Genomic DNA, 17,365 nt, shown 5'->3' on the forward strand with positions numbered 1-17,365 from the left:
GCCACCCCCACCGCCCCCGACGTCCACGAGCAGGGCGTGACCCGCCGTCCCGTACGCCACTTCTCCCTCCTCGGCATCGTCTGGGACGATCCCGAAGCCGAACTGCACGGCCGCGTCCAGGTCCGTACCCGAGCCGCCGACACCGGCACCTGGTCGGGCTGGCAGGACGTCGAGACGCACAACGCCGACCACGCGGCCGACCGGGGTACGCCCGAGAGCACGTCGGGCCGCGTCCGCGGCGCCACGGCACCGCTGTGGGTGGGGGACTCCGACGGCGTGGAACTCCGGGTCCGCTCCCGACCCGAGAGGGCGGAAGCCGCCTCCGCGCACCACGGCACGGGCACCCGCAACCTGGCCGCCGCGCCCCCGCTCCCCTACGGCCTCCGCCTCGAACTCGTCGACCCGGGCGATGACGCCCCGCCGCCCGGCACCTCCGCGGACGGCCCCCGCACCGCCGACCTCGCCGGCGAGGCTTCCGCCGCCACCGAGGCCTCCGTCGTCAACGCCGACCTGGCCCCCCTCGACGCCACCGAGATCCCGGCACTGAACGCCGCGGAGACCGCGCAGGAGTTCCTCGGCCTCAACGCCGGCGAGCTGACCGAGCAGCAGCAGGCGAGGCCGTACGTCGGTCCGCGCCCGCGCATCGTCACGCGGCGCGGCTGGGGCGCGAACGAGGGGCTGCGGGAGCGGGGCTTCCGATACACCAAGAAGGTCAAGGCGGCCTTCGTGCACCACACGGCTTCTGGCAACAACTACCGCTGCTCGCAGGTCCCGTCACTCATCCGCAGTATCTACCGCTACCACGTCAAGAGCATGGGCTGGCGGGACATCGGCTACAACTTCGTCATCGACAAGTGCGGAAAGATCTACGAGGGCCGCGCCGGGGGCGTGGCACGGCCGGTCCTCGGCGCCCACACCCTTGGTTTCAACAACAACAGCATGGGGATCGCCGTCCTCGGGTCGTACGGCGTCAAGAAGCCGTCGTCCGCCGCAGTCAAGGCCATCGCCCGGCTCACGGCGTGGAAGCTGGGCCTGCACGGGATGAATCCGCGGGGAAAGACATACCTGAAGTCGGCTGGTAGCAATCTCCATCGAAAAGGTAAGAAGGTACGACTGAACGTGATCTCCGGTCACCGGGACGGATTCAAGACGTCCTGCCCGGGACGCAAGCTCTACGGCAAGCTCGGCTCGGCCCGCTCCAAGGCGGCCCGGTACCAGGGCCGCTGAGAAACACGTTCACCGCCGTCGGGGGACAGCGGGCGGAACGCCGCACGGCCAGCGAAGGCGCCACGGAACGGTCTGCATACACTGACCGGCCGAAAGACAGTTCGGCCGGTCCCGGCAGGAAGCAGAGACGACACGTGACAGAAGCGATCCTCCTGGTCGGCGGCAAAGGCACCCGGCTGCGCCCGCTCACGGTGCACACGCCCAAGCCCATGGTGCCGGCGGCCGGGGTGCCCTTCCTCACGCACCAACTGGCGAGAGCGAGAGCGGCGGGTGTCGAGCACATCGTCCTGGCCACGTCCTATCTGGCCGAGGTCTTCGAACCGTACTTCGGTGACGGTTCCGCGCTGGGGCTGCACCTCGAATACGTGACGGAGGAGGAGCCCCTCGGCACGGGCGGCGCCATCCGCAACGTCGCCTCCCGGCTGCACTCGGGCCCCGACGACCCGGTCCTCGTCTTCAACGGCGACATCCTGACGGGCCTCGACATCCGGGCCCTGGTCGACACCCACGAGACGACCGGCGCGGACGTCTCCCTGCACCTCACCAAGGTCACGGACCCGCGCGCCTACGGCCTCGTCCCCACGGACGACACGGGCAGGGTCCTGGCGTTCCTGGAGAAGCCGCAGACGCCCGAGGAGATCGTCACCGACCAGATCAACGCGGGGGCGTACGTCTTCCGCCGCTCGGTCATCGACACGATCCCGCTGGGCCGGCCGGTGTCGGTGGAGCGTGAGACGTTTCCGGACCTGCTGACCGCCGGGGCGCATCTCCAGGGCATGGTCGACTCGACGTACTGGCTGGACCTGGGCACACCGGCGGCGTTCGTCCGGGGCTCGGCGGACCTCGTCCTGGGCCGGGCYCCGTCCCCCGCGGTCCCCGGCCGCTGCGGCGACCGCCTGGTCCTGCCGACGGCGACGGTCGCGGCCGACGCGAAGCTGTCCGGCGGCACGGTGGTCGGCGAGGGCGCCTTCGTCGCGGAGGGCGCCCGCGTCTTCGGCAGCACGATCCTCCCGGGCGCCGTGATCGAACCCGGCGCGGTCATCACCGACTCCCTCATAGGCACCCGGGCCCGCGTCGGCGAACGCTCCGTCCTCACCGGCACGGTCATAGGCGACGGCGCGATCATCGGCCCCGACAACGAACTCCGCGACGGCGCCCGCATCTGGTGCGACGCCCGAATCCCAGCGGGAGCGGTCCGCTTCTCTTCGGACCAGTAGCGACTATGCACGGCTACCGCCGGCCGCCGCCTGCGGGCAGTCGTGCCGCTGGGGCGGCACCCGTCCCAAAGAAGCGGCACCCCGCTCTGCCGGGCTGCGGACCCACCCGGCCTCAGCACCACCGCCGAGCACCCTGCAACGCTGAGTGGCGCACCCCCCGCCCCAGCACCACCACCGCGGCACCGGAACAACGGGCAGCACATCACAACCCCCCGATATCCCACCGCGGCATCTTCGGCGCCCTCCGCCCCGGCACCCTCCCACTCAGCAGAATCAACCGAGCCGCCCGATGCCGCTGCCCCGCATACGGCTCCAGCAACTCCAGCATCACGGAGTCGTCCGCATCCCGGTCCCCGGCCAACGCCCACCCCACGATCCCGGGCAGATGCAGATCCCCCACGGTCACCTCATCCGGCGCTCCATGACTTCGCTGCACCGTCTCCGCCGACGTCCACGGCCCGACCCCCGGCACGACCTCCAGCCGCGCCCGAGCCGCCCCCGGTTCCATCCCGGCAGCCTCCTCCAACCGCCCGGCCACCCGAACCGCACGCAGAATCGTCGACGCCCGCTTGTTGTCGACCCCCGCCCGATGCCACTCCCACGACGGAATCAGCGCCCACGTCCGAGGCTCCGGCATCACATACATCCGCCCGGGCGCGGGCCCCGGCGCCGGCTCCCCGAACTTCCGCACCAGCAACCGCCACGCCCGGTACGCCTCATCGGTCGTGACCTTCTGCTCCAGAATCGACGGAATCAGCGACTCCAGCACGAGCCCGCTCCGCGTCAGCCTGAGCCCCGGCCGCCGATGCCGGGCCAGCGCGACCACCCGATGCCGGGGCACGAACGCGGACGGGTCATCGCCGGCCCCGAGCAGCTCCGGCAACCGGTCCAGCAGCCACTCCGCCCCGGGCCCCCAGGCCTGGCCTCGCACCCCACCGCCGTACGCGCAGACCCGCAGCGTCCCTGGCCCGGCGGGCGTACGACAGGCCCGCCACACCGACCCGTCCGGCATCGCCCGGAACGTCGGATCACCCGGCCCGCGCCGCAGCGGCCCGAGCACCAGACCGAGATCCAGCGGCCCGTCCGGCACCCAGTCGCGCACCCGCCCCGGCCCCACGGCCTGCCGCGGCACGCCCCCGGCGACGCCGACATGCCCGCCGCGCACGGTCGTACGCGTGGGCCGGGGAGCGAACCGTCCTGCCATGAGCGAAGTCCCTGGGATACGAGAGGGGAGATACGAGAGGGCCAAGAAGGGATGTACGAGAGGCGCCAAGAGGGGATGTACGAGAGGCGCTAAGAGGGGATGTATGAGAGGGGGCATGAGAGGAGCAGCGCTAAGAGCGTAAGCGCCGGCCGCCGCCGGTCACCGCACCTCGATGAAAGCCCCCGCGTCCCGCTCCGGCCGCGCCCGCGGTTCCTCCGCCGGATGCCCGACCGCCACCGCGCCCATCGGATCCCAGTCCGCCGGCAGCCCCAGCACCTCGCGCACCACGTCCCGGCAGAACATCGTCGAGGACACCCACGCCGACCCCAGCCGCTCCCCGGCCAGCGCGACCAGGAAGTTCTGCACGCCGGCGCCGGCGGCGACCACGAACATCTCCCGCTCGGCCCCGTCGCGCCGCGCGTCGCCGTAGGTGTGCGAGCCGTCCATGACCAGACAGGGGACGACGAGGTACGGCGCGTTCCGCAGTACGTCCCCCCGCCGCACCCGCTTGGCGATGGACTCCTCCGTCTTGCCGTCCCGCCGCAGATCGGCGATCCAGGCGTCCCGCATGGCGTCGAGCAGCCGCGTCCGCGACTCCCCGGACTCCAGCAGCACGAAGCGCCACGGGGTGGTGTGGTGCGGCGCCGGGGCCGTCACCGCCGCGGCCACCGCCCGCCGTACCGCTCCTGGGTCTACGGGCTCGTCCGTGAAGGCCCGGACCGTACGCCGCTGGGTCACCGCCAGCCGTATCGCCTCCGACGTGCCGAGCCGGAACATGTCGTCGCGCGCGCCGCGCACCATGGCCCGCGCTCCCTCTCCGTCGTCCTGCGCCAGCACGTGCGGCAGGCCGCGCAGCACGGCGACGGGGAGCCCGGCCGCCTTGCCCTTGACGAGGTCGCCGGCCGCGGCGAGTTCGTCGGCCGTGGCGACGACGGTGGCGCTGAGCGGGTTGCCGTGCGCGTCCGTGCCGCCGCGCAGGTCGTCCAGTACGCGCACTCCGGCGGCGCCGATCGCGACGTCCGTGAGCCCCGCGCGCCAGGGCCGCCCGAACGTGTCGGTGATGACGACACCGACGTCGACGCCGAGGACGTCCCGCAGTCCGTCGCGGATCGCGCGGGCGGAGGCGTCCGGGTCCTCGGGCAGCAACAGCACCGTCCCGGACGGGGTGTTGGACGCGTCGACCCCGGCCGCGGCCATGACGAGGCCCTGCCGGTTCTCGACGATCCGGAGGCTGCCGCGCCGGGCGACCACCCGTACCGTCTCGGCGTCGATGGCCGCCTCCCGGTCGGTCGCCCGGACGGCCCGGCCCTCCGCCTTGGAGACGATCTTCGAGGTGACGAGCAGGACGTCCCCGTCGGCCAGACCGGGCTCGGCGGCCGCGATCAGCTTGGCCAGATCGTCCCCGGCCGTGACCTCGGGCATCCCGCCCAGTGCCCACACCCGGTACCCGTCGGCACCCTGCCGCTTCTCCGGGACCTCGCCGCTCAAGCTCCCCGCACCTCCTCCGCCAGTGTCAGGGCCTCCCGCGCCATCCGCGCGGTCGCGTCGGTGTCGGTCATCATCAGCGGCACGGCCCGGCAGCGGATCCCGGCCGCCTCGACCCGCTCCACCGCGCCGGCGTCCACCGTGTCGACGAGCCAGCCGTCCAGCAGGCCCGAGCCGTAGTGCTCGGCCACCGCCGGCGCGGTCGACTCGACGCCCACGGCGGCGAGCACCTTGTCGGCCATGCCCCGCACGGGCGCGTCACCGACGATGGGGGACAGGCCGACCACCGGCACTCCGGCCTCGGCGATGGCCTCCCGGATGCCGGGCACGGCGAGGATCGTGCCGATCGACACGACCGGGTTGGACGGCGGGAAGAGGATCACGTCCGCCTCGGCGATCGCCTCCAGCACCCCCGGCGCGGGCTTCGCCTGGTCGGCGCCCACCGGCACGATCGCCTCCGCGGGCACCGAGGCGCGCAGCCGCACCCAGTACTCCTGGAAGTGGATCGCCTTGCGCTCGCCGTCGATCTCGACGGCCACATGGGTCTCGACGCGGTCGTCGGACATCGGGATCAGCCGCACGCCCGGCTCCCAGCGGTCGCACAGCGCCTGGGTCACCGCGCTCAGCGGGTACCCGGCGCCGATCATCTGGGTCCGCACGATGTGCGTGGCGAAGTCCCGGTCGCCCAGGCCGAACCACTCGGGCCCGACGCCGTACGCCGCGAGCTCCTCCTTGAGGTGGAAGGTCTCGTCGGCGCGCCCCCAGCCCTGTTCCTCGTTGATGCCGCCGCCGAGCGTGTACATCACCGTGTCGAGGTCCGGGCAGACCTTCAGCCCGAAGAGGTGGATGTCGTCCCCGGTGTTGCCGATGACCGTGATGTCCGCGTCCGGCACGGCCCGCTTCAGACCACGCAGGAACCGGGCACCACCGATGCCGCCTGCCAGAACCACAATGCGCATGGAAGCCAGTCTTGCAGGCGCCTACGACAACCGGTCAGCGACTACCGCAACCGGTCAGCGGCCACGGCAACCGGTCAGGCAGTCACGCCAACCGATCGGACACGTCACGCCATCGGTCAGGCAGTCACGGCCCCGGTACGCTCCGGGCCTCGCAGTGCTGGGCCGTGTGCATCGGCATCTCCGTCAGGCCCGGGTAGTAGACGTGCAGGCTGACCGCCGGCTCCAGTGCGTCGTTGACGACTTCGTGCATGTACCCCGGCGCGAAAACGCGCTGCGCGCCTGCCCGCAAGGCGCGTGCGCCCCGCTCCGTGCGCTCGGTCAGCGTGCCGTCCAGCACGGTCAGCACACCGGAGGAGCGGCCGTGGTCGTGCAGCCCGCTGCCCTGCCCGGGCACCCAGGACAGCAGCCACACCTCGTAGCCCGGGCCGGTGCGCAGCCGGTGGTACCAGCGGCTGGTCGCGTCGTACCGGACGAGGTGCTCCCACTGGGAGCGGTCGGCGGCGATGGAGCGGGCGAGTCCGACGAACTCGGCGACGGTGGCCGGGTGCTCGCGCGGGGTCTGGAGCAGATGCGGGACTTCGAGGATGTCGCCGGCGATCTGGAGGTCGCTGTCGCTGTTCATGGGTGTGGTGGTTCCTCAGTGAAGAAGGTCAGAGGGAACAGAGGCCGAGAGAGGGGTGGCTCGGCCTTCAGCTGGAGCGGGTGGGGCTCAACAGCTGGAACAGCAACAGCAACAGCTACAGCGAGCGCGGGCAGCACCGAGGGACCCGGCGGTGCGGGTCGAGGTGAGTGCCAAGTTCGCGAGCATGCCCACTAGGACACCGGTTCACACCCCCACTGTCAACTCGGCACCCGCCATGTGCGATGTGGTTCACCTCATCCGGTCGTTCACTCAGATGAAAGGTTTGTTCACGGCCCGCCCGGGACACATGGCGTCCAACCGGGCGCACAAACCCCGTTGCGTAGTCGTGATCCGACTGTGATCCGTTTCGCTTCGAGGTGCGTGTCGGAACGAGATCGAACCTCTGAGCGTCCTTCTCCGTACAGGTCTGCAAGGGGTCCGGCGGACGGCGTGAGCCCCAGCGGGCTCCGTCGGTGTGTCAGGTTTTATGGTGATTTGAACACTTTCCGCTTGGGCTTGGTTCCGCAGAGTGAATAAGGGGCTCAATAGCAGATCTCGGCTTGACTCGCCCGGAGCAGCACACTTGTAATTTCACTCGTGTCGTTCAGCCGGAATCGGTAACGGCTAGATCACGGGGACGCGAAAGACAGACGAGGGGCGCACATGACCGAGACGGTGCAGCAACTGCTGGTCGACGACGCGGACGAGGAGCTCGGCTGGCAGGAGCGCGCACTGTGCGCCCAGACCGACCCCGAGTCCTTCTTCCCCGAGAAGGGCGGCTCGACCAGGGAGGCCAAGAAGGTCTGCCTCGCCTGCGAGGTCCGCTCCGAGTGCCTCGAGTACGCCCTCGCCAACGACGAGCGATTCGGCATCTGGGGCGGCCTGTCCGAGCGGGAGCGCCGTCGGCTGAAGAAGGCAGCGGTCTGACCGGCATCCCGGATCCGTACGCACGCACGGTTGAACGGCCCGTCGCAGGTGGTTATCCACAGGCGGCGGGCCCCCTTGTTGCGCAGCCGATAGTGTGGTCGCTCGTCCGAGACGCCCCGCTGCCCCCACCGGTCGCAGGCGTCCACCGCAGTCCAGCGAACCGGGGCCCGTACCTCGATGTCCGTGCACAGCCACCCGGCAGCTCATCACGACAGCGCTGCCGCACCTGAGTTCCCGCGTCATGTGGTGACCGCGGTCCTCGTCTCCCACGACGGCGCCCGCTGGCTGCCCGACGCGCTCGCCGGGCTGCTCGGCCAGGAGCGACCCGTCCAGTACGCGATGGGCGCCGACACCGGCAGCGCGGACGCCTCCGCCCAGCTGGTCACCGACGCCCTCGGCGCCGACCGCGTGCTGCACCTCGCCCGCCGCACCGGCTTCGGCCAGGCCGTCGAGGAGTGCGGCCGCACCGCCCCGGTCCTCACCCCCGAGCAGCTCCCGTACCTGAAGCGGCCCAGCGGCTGGGACCCGGTCACCCGCTCCTGGCGCGACGACGCGTACGACCTGCCCGAGCTGCCGCACGGAGAGCCGGTGCAGTGGCTGTGGCTGCTGCACGACGACTGCGCCCCGGAGCCCGACGCCCTGGCCCAGCTGCTGCGGGTCGTGGACAACGAGTACGAGCTGGGCCGCGAGGACGTGGCCGTCGTGGGGCCCAAGCTCCGCGGCTGGTACGACCGGCGGCAGCTGCTCGAGGTCGGCGTCAGCATCGCCAACTCCGGCCGCCGCTGGACCGGCCTGGACCGCCGCGAGCAGGACCAGGGCCAGCACGACCACGTCCGGCCCGTGCTGTCGGTGTCCACCGCCGGCATGCTGATCCGCCGCGACGTCTTCGAACAGCTCGGCGGCTTCGACCGCCACCTGCCCCTCATGCGCGACGACGTCGACCTGTGCTGGCGCGCGCACGCGGCGGGCTACCGCGTCCTGGTCGCCCCCGAGGCCGTCGTCCGGCACGCCGAGGCGGCCTCCCGCGAGCGCCGCACGGTCGACTGCGTGGGCCGCACGGCCGCATCCCCGCACAAGGTCGACAAGGCCGGCGCCGTCTACACCCTGCTCGTCAACGCGCGTACGGCCGTGCTGCCCTGGGTGCTGCTGCGGATCGTGCTCGGCACCCTGCTGCGGACCGTCGCCTACCTCGTCGGCAAGGTCCCCGGACAGGCAGTCGACGAGATCCGCGGCCTCATGGGCACGCTGCTCAGGCCCGAGCGGATCCTCGCCGGGCGCCGCGGCAGAGGCACACCCCGGATCGACAAGGACGAGCTGCGGCCGCTGTTCCCGCCGCCCGGCGCGACCGTCCGCATGACCGTCGAGCAGGTCGCCGGCAACCTCGTCGACCGCTCCGACTCCGAGGTCGCCTCCGGCGCCGGACGGCACGGCGGTGCCGTCGAGTCCGGTCCCGGCGGCGACGACGCCGACTTCCTGGAGATCGAGCAGTTCGCCCGGCTCAAGCGCATCGCGCGCAAGCCCGGCCCGGTGCTCTTCCTGGTGCTGCTGCTCGTCTCACTGGTCGCCTGCCGCGAACTCCTCGGCGGCGGCGCGCTCTCGGGCGGCGCCCTGCTGCCCGCCCCGGCCGACTCCTCCGAACTGTGGGCGCGCTACCTGGACGCCTGGCACCCGGTCGCCGCCGGCGGCACCTCCGCCGCGCCGCCGTACCTCGCGCTCGTGGCGATGATGGCGTCCCTGCTGTTCGGCTCGACCGGCCTCGCCGTCACGCTGCTGCTCGTCTGCTCGGTGCCGCTGGCCGGTCTCAGCGCCTACTTCGCCTCCCGCCCGCTGGTCCAGTCCCGGCTGCTGCGCGCGTGGGCGGCCGTCGTCTACGCCTTCCTGCCCGCCGCCACCGGCGCCCTCGCCGGCGGCCGGATCGGCACCGCCGTCCTGGCCGTGCTGCTGCCGCTCATCGCCCGCGCGGGCATCGCCGCCAGCGGCCTGGCGAACCCCTCGGGGGCGCGCGGCAGTTGGCGCGCCACCTGGGCGTACGCGCTGCTGCTGACCATCACCACCGCGTTCACCCCCATCGTGTGGCCCATCGCGCTGCTCCTCGGCGCCGGGCTGCTGGTCCTGCGCCGGACCGACATCACGGCGTACGGGCTGCGGTTCCTCGCCCAGCTCGGCACGCCCCTGCTGCTCCTCGCGCCCTGGTCGCTGTCGCTGCTCCCGTTCGGGTTCTTCCGGGAAGCCGGTCTGGAGTACCGCCCCGCGGCCGCCTCCGCCCTCGACCTGCTCGGCGCCAGCCCTGGGGGTCCCGGCACCGTCAGCGGCCTCATGCTGATCGGCATCGTGCTGGCCGCACTCGCCGCCCTGCTCCGCTCGGAACGCCGGCTGGGCATCTGGACGGCCTGGACGGCCGCCCTGACCGGCTACGTCTTCGCGGTCCTGTCCAACAGCTCCACCTGGTCCGGCCCCGCGACCCTCGTCTACGGCATCGCCCTGCTGGCGGCCGCCGCGCTCGGCGCCGACGGGGCACGCGCGCGTGTGGCCGAGCAGAGCTTCGGCTGGCGCCAGCCGGTCGCCGTGCTGATCGCCTTCGCCTCGGCCGCGGGCCCGCTGCTCGTCGCCGCGGGCTGGATGATCCGCGGCGCCGACGGCCCCCTGGAGCGGCGCGACCCGACCCAGGTGCCCGCGTTCGTCGCCGAGGAGAGCGGCAGCAGCGACCAGGCCCGCACCCTCGTCCTGGACAGCGACTCCGCCTCCCACGTCGGCTACATGCTGGTCCGCGGCTCCGGCGCCCGTCTCGGCGACGGCGAGATCGCCGCGGCCGACGGCGAGAACGGCAGGCTCGACAAGGTCGTCGCCAATCTCGTCGCCGGCTCCGGCGCCGACCAGGCCGACCAGCTCGGCGGCTTCGCCGTGCGCTACGTCCTCGTCCACCAGGGCGCGCCCCGCGATGTCACCCGCGTCCTGGACGCCACGCCCGGCCTGACCCGGCTCAGCCAGCAGAACGGCGGCGCGCTGTGGCAGATCGACCAGGAGGTCGCCCGCGCCACCATCGTCCCCGCCTCCGGTTCCGGCACCCCCCAGCCCGTCGCCGCCGGGCCCGTCGACATCCACACCACGATCCCGGCCGGCTCCGACGGACGCGTGCTGCGCCTGGCCGACACCGCCTCCGACGGCTGGACCGCCACGCTCGACGGCAAGCCGCTGACCCGCACCACGGTCGACGGCTGGGCCCAGGGCTTCGAACTCCCCGCCACCGGCGGCAGGCTGGACGTCACCTACGACGACCCGGTCGGCCACACCGCGTGGCTGTGGGCGCAGGGCCTCCTCGCCGTCGTACTCGTCGTGCTCGCCCTGCCCGGCAGGCGCCGCGACATCGACGACGACCTGCCCGAGGAGCCGGCCGTCCCGGCCCAGCCGGTCGCGGGCGAGGGCCGCCGAGCCCGCCGCCTGCGCGCCCAGGCGGAGGCCGAGGCCGAAGGGGCGGCGCAGCCCGAGGAGTTCCCGCCCCCGCAGCCCGAGCAGCCCCCGGCACCCGTGCCCCAGCAGCAGAACCACGGGCAGTGGGACCACGCCGGCCACCAGAGCGGCGAGTACGCGAATTACGGCGACCAGTACCAGGGCGCCCAGTACCCGGCGGACGCCTACGGACAGCAGTACCCGGCGGATCCGTACCAGGGCGGCCAGTACGACCCGTACGCGTACGGCGGCCAGTCCCAGAACCCGCCCTACGACCAGCAGGGCTACGACCAGACGGGCTACGACCAGGCCTACCCCCAGGGCTACGGCACGCCGTACGACCCGGCGCAGCAGCACCACCCCCACGGCACGGGCAGTGAGCGTCCCGACGGGAGCCAGCAGTGAACCGCACGACCCTGTCCCTGATCGCCGGCGCGACCGCGCTCGCCGCCGTCACCGGATTCGCCGCGCTGTCCGCCCCGGACACCCCGGGCACGCAATCCACCGCCAAGGCGGCCGCCCAACTGCCCGTCGAGCGCACGAGCCTGCTGTGCCCCGCGCCCAGCATGTCCGACATCGCGGAGACGTCGTACACGTCCTTCACGCCTGTCACGAAGGGCACCGGGAGCGGCGGCAGGGCCGAACTCCGGGCGGCCGCCCAGGAGTCGCGAGACGGCTCGGGAGCGGGCGGCGCCAAGGGCAAGGACGACGGGAAGTCCGGCGAGCGGAAGACCGGCAAGACCGTGCCGACCTCCAAGGAGCCCGGCAAGCCGGTCACCGGTGACAGCTCGGGCGCCGAATCGCCCGCCCTGGTCGGGACGGCGGACGGCAGGTTCGCGCCCGGCTGGACCGTCCAGGAGACGACGGAGGTCGCCGTGGGGACCGGGCGCGGCCTCCAGGGCGTCAACTGCACGGCCCCGGACACGAGTTTCTGGTTCCCCGGCGCCAGCACCGCGGCCGACCGCACCGACTACGTCCATCTGACGAACCCCGACGACTCGGCCGCCGTGGTCGACATCGAGCTCTACGGCAAGGACGGCGCCCTCCAGTCCACGGTGGGGGAGGGCATCACGGTCCAGCCGCACTCCAGCGAGCCGGTTCTGCTGTCCACCCTCACCGACGAGGAGCAGACCAACCTCACCGTGCACGTCAACGTCCGCAGCGGGCGGGTCGGCGCCGCCGTGCAGGCCCTGGACGACAAGCTCGGCGGCGACTGGCTGGCCGCGTCCACGGACCCGTCGGGCAGCCTGGTCCTGCCCGGCATCCCCAAGGACGCCACCTCCGTGCGCCTGGTCGCCTTCACCCCCGGCGACGCCGACGCGGACCTCAAGCTGCGCCTCGCCTCCCCCTCCGGGCTGATCACCCCGGCCGGAAACGAGACGGTGCACGTCAAGGGCGGCATGACCACCGCCGTCGACCTGGGCGACGTGACCCGCGGCGAGGCGGGCTCCCTGGTGCTGACGCCGACGGACCGGTCCGTGCCGGTCGTGGCGGCCCTGCGGGTCGTACGCGGCAAGGGCGACAAGCAGGAGACGGCGTTCATCCCGGCCACCCGCCCCGTCGGCGCGCGCGCGACGTCCGCGGACAACAGCGCCAAGGGCAGCACGCTCTCCCTGACCGCCCCCGGCCGCGCCGCGACGGTCGAGGTCACCGCCTCGGCGGGCAGCGAGGGCGGCACGCCGGTGTCGAAGACGTACACGATCAAGGCAGGCACGACGCAGGACATCGAGCCCCCGGTCCCCAGCGGCCTGAAGGGCACGTACGCGCTCACGGTCGAGCCGAAGTCCGGCGGCCCGGTCTACGGAGCCCGCACCCTGGCGGCGACGGAGGGCGGCGTCCCCGGCTTCACCGTGCAGACGCTCCCCGACGACCGGGGGACGGTCGCGGTACCGGAGGCGGACGAGGACCTGTCGGTGCTGCAGAAGTAGGGCCGACTGCTGCGGTCGGTGCCGCAGAAGCAGCTCCGACCGCTGCCGGCCGTCTCAGCCCTGGTCCTCGCCGTACCGGGGATCCACCGTCTCCGGCGTCAGCCCCAGCAGCTCGGCGACCTGCTCGACGACGATCTCGTGCACCAGCGCCGCCCGCTCGTCGCGCCCCTTGGTGCGGATCTCGACGGGCCGCCGGTAGACCACCACGCGCGCGGGGCGGCCCTCGCGGGCACTGATCGTGCCGCCCAGCGGAACCGCCTCGTCGTTCCAGGCCTGTCCGGGCCCGTCGAGCCGCGGCACCTCCAGCACCAGGAAGTCGATGTCGGCGAGCTGCGGCCACCGCCGCTCCAGGCGTTCCACGGAGTCCTGCACCAGATCCGCGAACGCCTCCGCACGGCTGGCGGCGAGCGGCACCTGCGGCGGTGCGATCGGGCCGCGCATGCCTCTGCCGTGGCGGTCACGACGGCGGGGCCCGGGGGCGGCGGCTCGGGGCGTTACGGGCTTGTCCATCACTGGTGAAGGGTAGTCCCCGCCGCGCCCCTGTGCCCGGCACCGCACGGCGGTACGGACGGCTTCCGGCCGACCGGCACGGCATGTCGTTACATGACCATTCCAGCCAAGGTTGGGCTCGATTCCGTATCCCGCCGAGACCGGCGACCTCACGGCAATTGAGGGTTTTGTGACGGCTCTTGACCGCTTGAGGGACCGTTCGACACCCCGGGCGACCGTGTCCGGGCAGGTCAGCGGGGTGCGCCCGAAGGGGTGTGTGGGGCGTTTCACAGCACGACACGGGGGAGTGACCTGGTGGAGAGTCGTCGCGGCCCGCTCAAGAGTGCGGTACCGTCCAACGTCGTGAGCCCTGTACGTCGCTGTTCGCGCACCGCCTGCGGCCGTCCCGCCGTCGCGACGCTGACGTACGTCTACGCCGACTCGACCGCGGTCCTCGGCCCGCTCGCCACCTACGCCGAACCCCACTGTTACGACCTGTGCGCCGAGCATTCCGAGCGCCTCACCGCACCGCGCGGCTGGGAGGTCGTCCGGCTCCTCGACGGTTCGGCCCCGGCGCGCCCCAGCGGCGACGACCTGGAAGCGCTTGCGAACGCCGTGCGAGAGGCGGCCCGTCCCCAGGAGCGAGCGGCCGGGGCCGGTGGCGGCGGGCGCGCGGCCGACCCGATGGAGGTCGCCCGGCGAGGGCACCTGCGCGTCCTCCGCTCGCCCGACAACTGACCGCACCCCGGTTCCTCCCCGTGCACACCCATGGACGCAGGCTTGGCGCGGACATGACTATTCCGCTTTGAGGTCGGGTCGCGAGAAATCGCTTTCACGTGACGGACGGAACCGGGGAGGCGCCGGTGTACGTCCAGGAACTGGACCTCGTCGCCGGCTCACTGGGCCCGTCCGCCCTCGTGGCAGCCCTGCCCCTCCTGATCGTTCTGATCCCGCTCGGCGGCGTCCGCAGGAAAGCGCACCCGGCAGGCCTGACCGGCCTCCTCGCCGCCGTTCTCGTCGCCCGGCTCGCCTACGGCATGCCCCTGGGGCAGACGCTCTCCGGCGCCGCCCAGGGCGCCGGGTTCGGCCTCTTCCCCATCCTGTGGATCGTCGTCAACGCCCTGTGGGCGTACCGGATGACCGTCCGCACCCGGCACTTGACATCCTGCGCCGGTCCTTCGGGCGGCTCTCCGACGACCCCCGCATCCAGGCACTCGTCATCGCCTTCTGCTTCGGGGCGCTGCTGGAGGCGCAAGCCGCCTTCGGGGCGCCCGTCGCGATCAGCGCGGTCATGCTGGTCGCCCTCGGGTTCGAACCGGTGCGCGCGGCCGTCGTCGCCCTAGTCGCCAACACCGCGCCCGTGGCCTTCGAGGCGATGGGCACGCCGGTCGTCACGCTCGCCCAGGTCACCGGACTCCCGTTGGACTCCGTGGCGTCCGTGGTGGGCCGTCAGACGCCGCTGCCGGCCCTCGTGGTGCCCCTCCTGCTGGTCTGGCTCGTGGACGGCCGACGGGGTCTGCGCGAGACCCGGGTGCCCGCCCTCGCCTGCGGAAGTCGCCTTCGCTGTCGCCCAGTTCGCCGCCTCCCACTACGTCTCCGCCCAAGTCGCCGACATCGGCGCCACCCTGGCGGACGCGGGCGCCCTGGCCGCCCTCCCGCACGCGCGCGTGCCCGCCGCCGAGTCCGTACGCGCCTCCGTGCTGACCGGCGTACGCAGCGAGGAGTTGGATGACCAAGGAGGGCTCGCTGCCCGGATCACCGATGGCTTCGATGGGGTTCCGGCCGCGTCCAACTGCTCGGCGAGCAGGAGGTGCGATGGCCTGCGCCCCGCACCTAGCGTGGTCGACACCCCGTACAACCGGGCCCACCGGACGTCTCCGGAGTCCGGGCAACCCCGACTCGCTCAAGTGAACGGCGCCGACTTCGCTCGCCTTCCTGTCGCCCGTCCTCGGCTGGTTCGGCGTCGCCGTGACCGGGCCGGACACCTCGGCCAACGCCCTCTTCGGCGCCCTCCAGGTGACCGCCGCCCGCGAGGCGGGACTGTCGCCCGACCTGCTGGCCACCGCCGACAGCTCCGGCGGCATCCTCGGCAAGATGATCTCCCCGCAGAACCTCACCACCGCCTGCGCGGCCGTCGGACTCGCGGGCCGCGAGGGCGTCCTGCTGCGGAAGGCGCTGCCGTGGAGCCTGGGGCCTGCTGCTGGTGATATGCCTGATCGTGGTCGGCCGGAGCACGCCCGTCCTGGGCTGGATGCTGCCCTGACCTGAGGTTACGGCTGGGAGTCCTCTTGGCGTCCGCCCAGCGCGCTGTCAGCGGCCGGGGGTAGTTTGTGCGGACCGACAGTACTTTTCAGGAAGGTTGGCCGTGGCTGCTGATCTGTCGCAGGTCGTGAAGGCGTACGACGTACGCGGGGTCGTCCCCGACCAGTGGGACGAGTCCCTGGCCGAGCTTTTCGGAGCGGCCTTCGTGCAGGTCACCGGCGCGAGCGCCATCGCGACCGGGCACGACATGCGGCCCTCCTCACCGGGCCTGTCGCGTGCCTTCGCGCGTGGGGCCGCGGCGCTCGGCGCCGACGTGACCGAGATCGGCCTGTGCTCGACGGACCAGCTCTACTACGCCTCGGGCGCGCTGAACCTGCCGGGCGCCATGTTCACCGCCTCCCACAACCCGGCGCAGTACAACGGCATCAAGATGTGCCGCATGGGCGCCGCCCCGGTCGGCCAGGACACCGGCCTCGCCGAGATCCGCGAACTGGTCGAGCGCTGGAGCGAGTCGGGCGGCCCCGAGCCCGCCGCCACCCCCGGAACCATCACCGGCCGCGACACGCTGTCGGACTACGCGGCCCACCTGCGCTCCCTGGTCGACCTGACGTCCATCCGCCCCCTGAAGGTCGTCGTCGACGCGGGCAACGGCATGGGCGGCCACACGGTCCCCTCAGTCTTCGCCGGCCTGCCCCTGACGCTGGTCCCGATGTACTTCGAACTCGACGGCACCTTCCCCAACCACGAGGCCAACCCCCTCGACCCGGCGAACCTCGTCGACCTGCAGCAGCGGGTCCGCGAAGAGGGCGCCGACCTGGGTCTCGCCTTCGACGGCGACGCCGACCGCTGCTTCGTCGTCGACGAGCGCGGCGAGCCGGTCTCCCCGTCGGCGATCACCGCCCTGGTGGCCTCCCGCGAACTGGCCAGGCACGGCGGCAAGGGCATGATCATCCACAACCTGATCACGTCCTGGTCGGTCCCCGAGGTCGTCTTGGAGAACGGCGGCACCCCGGTCCGCACCCGCGTGGGCCACTCCTTCATCAAGGCGGAAATGGCGCGCTCGGGCGCGATCTTCGGCGGCGAGCACTCCGCCCATTACTACTTCCGCGACTTCTGGAACGCCGACACGGGCATGCTGGCCGCCCTCCACGTCCTGGCGGCCCTCGGCGGCCAGGAGGGCACCCTCTCCGCCCTCGTCGCCCAGTACGACCGCTACGCCGGCTCCGGCGAGATCAACTCCACGGTCACCGACCAGGCGGCCCGCCTCGCCGCGATCCGCTCCGCGTACGAGAACCGCGAGGGCATCACCCTCGACGAGCTGGACGGCCTGACCGTCTCCGCCACCGACTGGTGGTTCAACGTCCGCCCCTCCAACACGGAGCCACTGCTCCGCCTGAACGCGGAGGCGAGGGACCCGGAGACGATGGCCAGGGTGAGGGACGAGGCACTGGCGATCATCAGGGGGTGACGGGGAGGCGAGTTCGGCCTCTTGTACGACCGCGTCGGGCGGCGGGTGGGCACAGGCCCGGGGGTCCAGGGGGGCGAAGCCCCCTGGCGGGTCAAAGGGGCAGAGCCCCTTCACCGACCACCCCCCGCCC

Annotated in this window: 12 protein-coding genes and 2 pseudogenes; 9 read left to right on the forward strand and 5 right to left on the reverse strand. The window is 72.7% G+C overall.

What is annotated here, in order from left to right:
* Both CA983_RS25555 and manB read left to right on the forward strand, forming a co-directional pair.
* Positions 1–1,227 (forward strand): peptidoglycan recognition protein family protein (locus CA983_RS25555; RefSeq protein WP_107500275.1); only part of this gene is annotated, 1,227 nt, incomplete at its 5' end.
* Between the two features lie 134 nt (positions 1,228–1,361).
* Positions 1,362–2,444, forward strand: a complete 1,083-nt coding sequence (manB, locus tag CA983_RS25560) for a mannose-1-phosphate guanylyltransferase (protein WP_086603217.1) — start codon at positions 1,362–1,364, stop codon at positions 2,442–2,444.
* 202 nt (positions 2,445–2,646) lie between these two features.
* Here manB and CA983_RS25565 read toward each other — a convergent pair whose 3' ends face one another.
* From CA983_RS25565 to CA983_RS25580, 4 genes are all read right to left on the reverse strand, one after another.
* On the reverse strand, positions 2,647–3,648 hold the full coding sequence (locus CA983_RS25565; protein ID WP_086603218.1) for a DNA-3-methyladenine glycosylase family protein: 1,002 nt from the start codon (positions 3,646–3,648) through the stop codon (positions 2,647–2,649).
* Between the two features lie 159 nt (positions 3,649–3,807).
* Entirely contained in the window at positions 3,808–5,136 is a 1,329-nt protein-coding gene (locus CA983_RS25570; RefSeq protein WP_086603219.1) for a coenzyme F420-0:L-glutamate ligase, read from the reverse strand.
* Positions 5,133–6,092, reverse strand: coding sequence for a 2-phospho-L-lactate transferase (gene cofD, locus CA983_RS25575; protein ID WP_086603220.1), 960 nt, complete (start codon positions 6,090–6,092; stop codon positions 5,133–5,135). Before cofD ends, CA983_RS25570 begins: the two co-directional genes overlap by 4 nt.
* 124 nt (positions 6,093–6,216) lie before the next feature.
* Positions 6,217–6,714 (reverse strand): cysteine dioxygenase, encoded by a 498-nt coding sequence (locus CA983_RS25580; RefSeq protein ID WP_086603221.1) that lies wholly within the window; start codon positions 6,712–6,714, stop codon positions 6,217–6,219.
* 663 nt (positions 6,715–7,377) lie between these two features.
* On the opposite strand from CA983_RS25580, the gene CA983_RS25590 reads away from it, so the two are divergent.
* From CA983_RS25590 to CA983_RS25600, 3 genes are all read left to right on the forward strand, one after another.
* A complete protein-coding gene (locus CA983_RS25590) occupies positions 7,378–7,641 on the forward strand; it encodes a WhiB family transcriptional regulator (protein WP_010034659.1) in 264 nt (87 codons plus the stop codon).
* A gap of 177 nt (positions 7,642–7,818) precedes the next feature.
* Complete coding sequence (locus CA983_RS25595) at positions 7,819–11,493, forward strand: glycosyltransferase family 2 protein (protein WP_086603223.1); 3,675 nt, start codon at positions 7,819–7,821, stop codon at positions 11,491–11,493.
* On the forward strand, positions 11,490–13,016 hold the full coding sequence (locus CA983_RS25600; RefSeq protein WP_086603224.1) for a DUF5719 family protein: 1,527 nt from the start codon (positions 11,490–11,492) through the stop codon (positions 13,014–13,016). The genes CA983_RS25595 and CA983_RS25600 overlap by 4 nt, the downstream gene beginning before the upstream one ends.
* A gap of 54 nt (positions 13,017–13,070) precedes the next feature.
* Here CA983_RS25600 and CA983_RS25605 read toward each other — a convergent pair whose 3' ends face one another.
* Positions 13,071–13,526 carry a metallopeptidase family protein gene (locus tag CA983_RS25605; RefSeq protein WP_082320043.1) on the reverse strand — a complete coding sequence of 152 codons (456 nt, stop codon included), beginning with the start codon at positions 13,524–13,526 and terminating at the stop codon, positions 13,071–13,073.
* A gap of 294 nt (positions 13,527–13,820) precedes the next feature.
* Here CA983_RS25605 and CA983_RS25610 point away from each other — a divergent pair, with 294 nt between their 5' ends.
* From CA983_RS25610 to CA983_RS25625, 4 genes and pseudogenes are all read left to right on the forward strand, one after another.
* A complete protein-coding gene (locus CA983_RS25610; protein WP_010034669.1) occupies positions 13,821–14,243 on the forward strand; it encodes a DUF3499 domain-containing protein in 423 nt (140 codons plus the stop codon).
* A 125-nt stretch (positions 14,244–14,368) separates the two neighbouring features.
* Positions 14,369–15,241, forward strand: a pseudogene (locus tag CA983_RS25615) (L-lactate permease); the annotation flags it as partial.
* A 184-nt stretch (positions 15,242–15,425) separates the two neighbouring features.
* Positions 15,426–15,768 (forward strand): annotated as a pseudogene (locus tag CA983_RS25620) (L-lactate permease); the annotation flags it as partial.
* 102 nt (positions 15,769–15,870) lie between these two features.
* Entirely contained in the window at positions 15,871–17,235 is a 1,365-nt protein-coding gene (locus CA983_RS25625) for a phosphomannomutase/phosphoglucomutase (RefSeq protein ID WP_086603226.1), read from the forward strand.
* Positions 17,236–17,365: the final 130 nt, after the last annotated feature.

This window comes from Streptomyces swartbergensis (genome assembly GCF_002148965.1).
Taxonomy (GTDB): domain Bacteria; phylum Actinomycetota; class Actinomycetes; order Streptomycetales; family Streptomycetaceae; genus Streptomyces; species Streptomyces swartbergensis.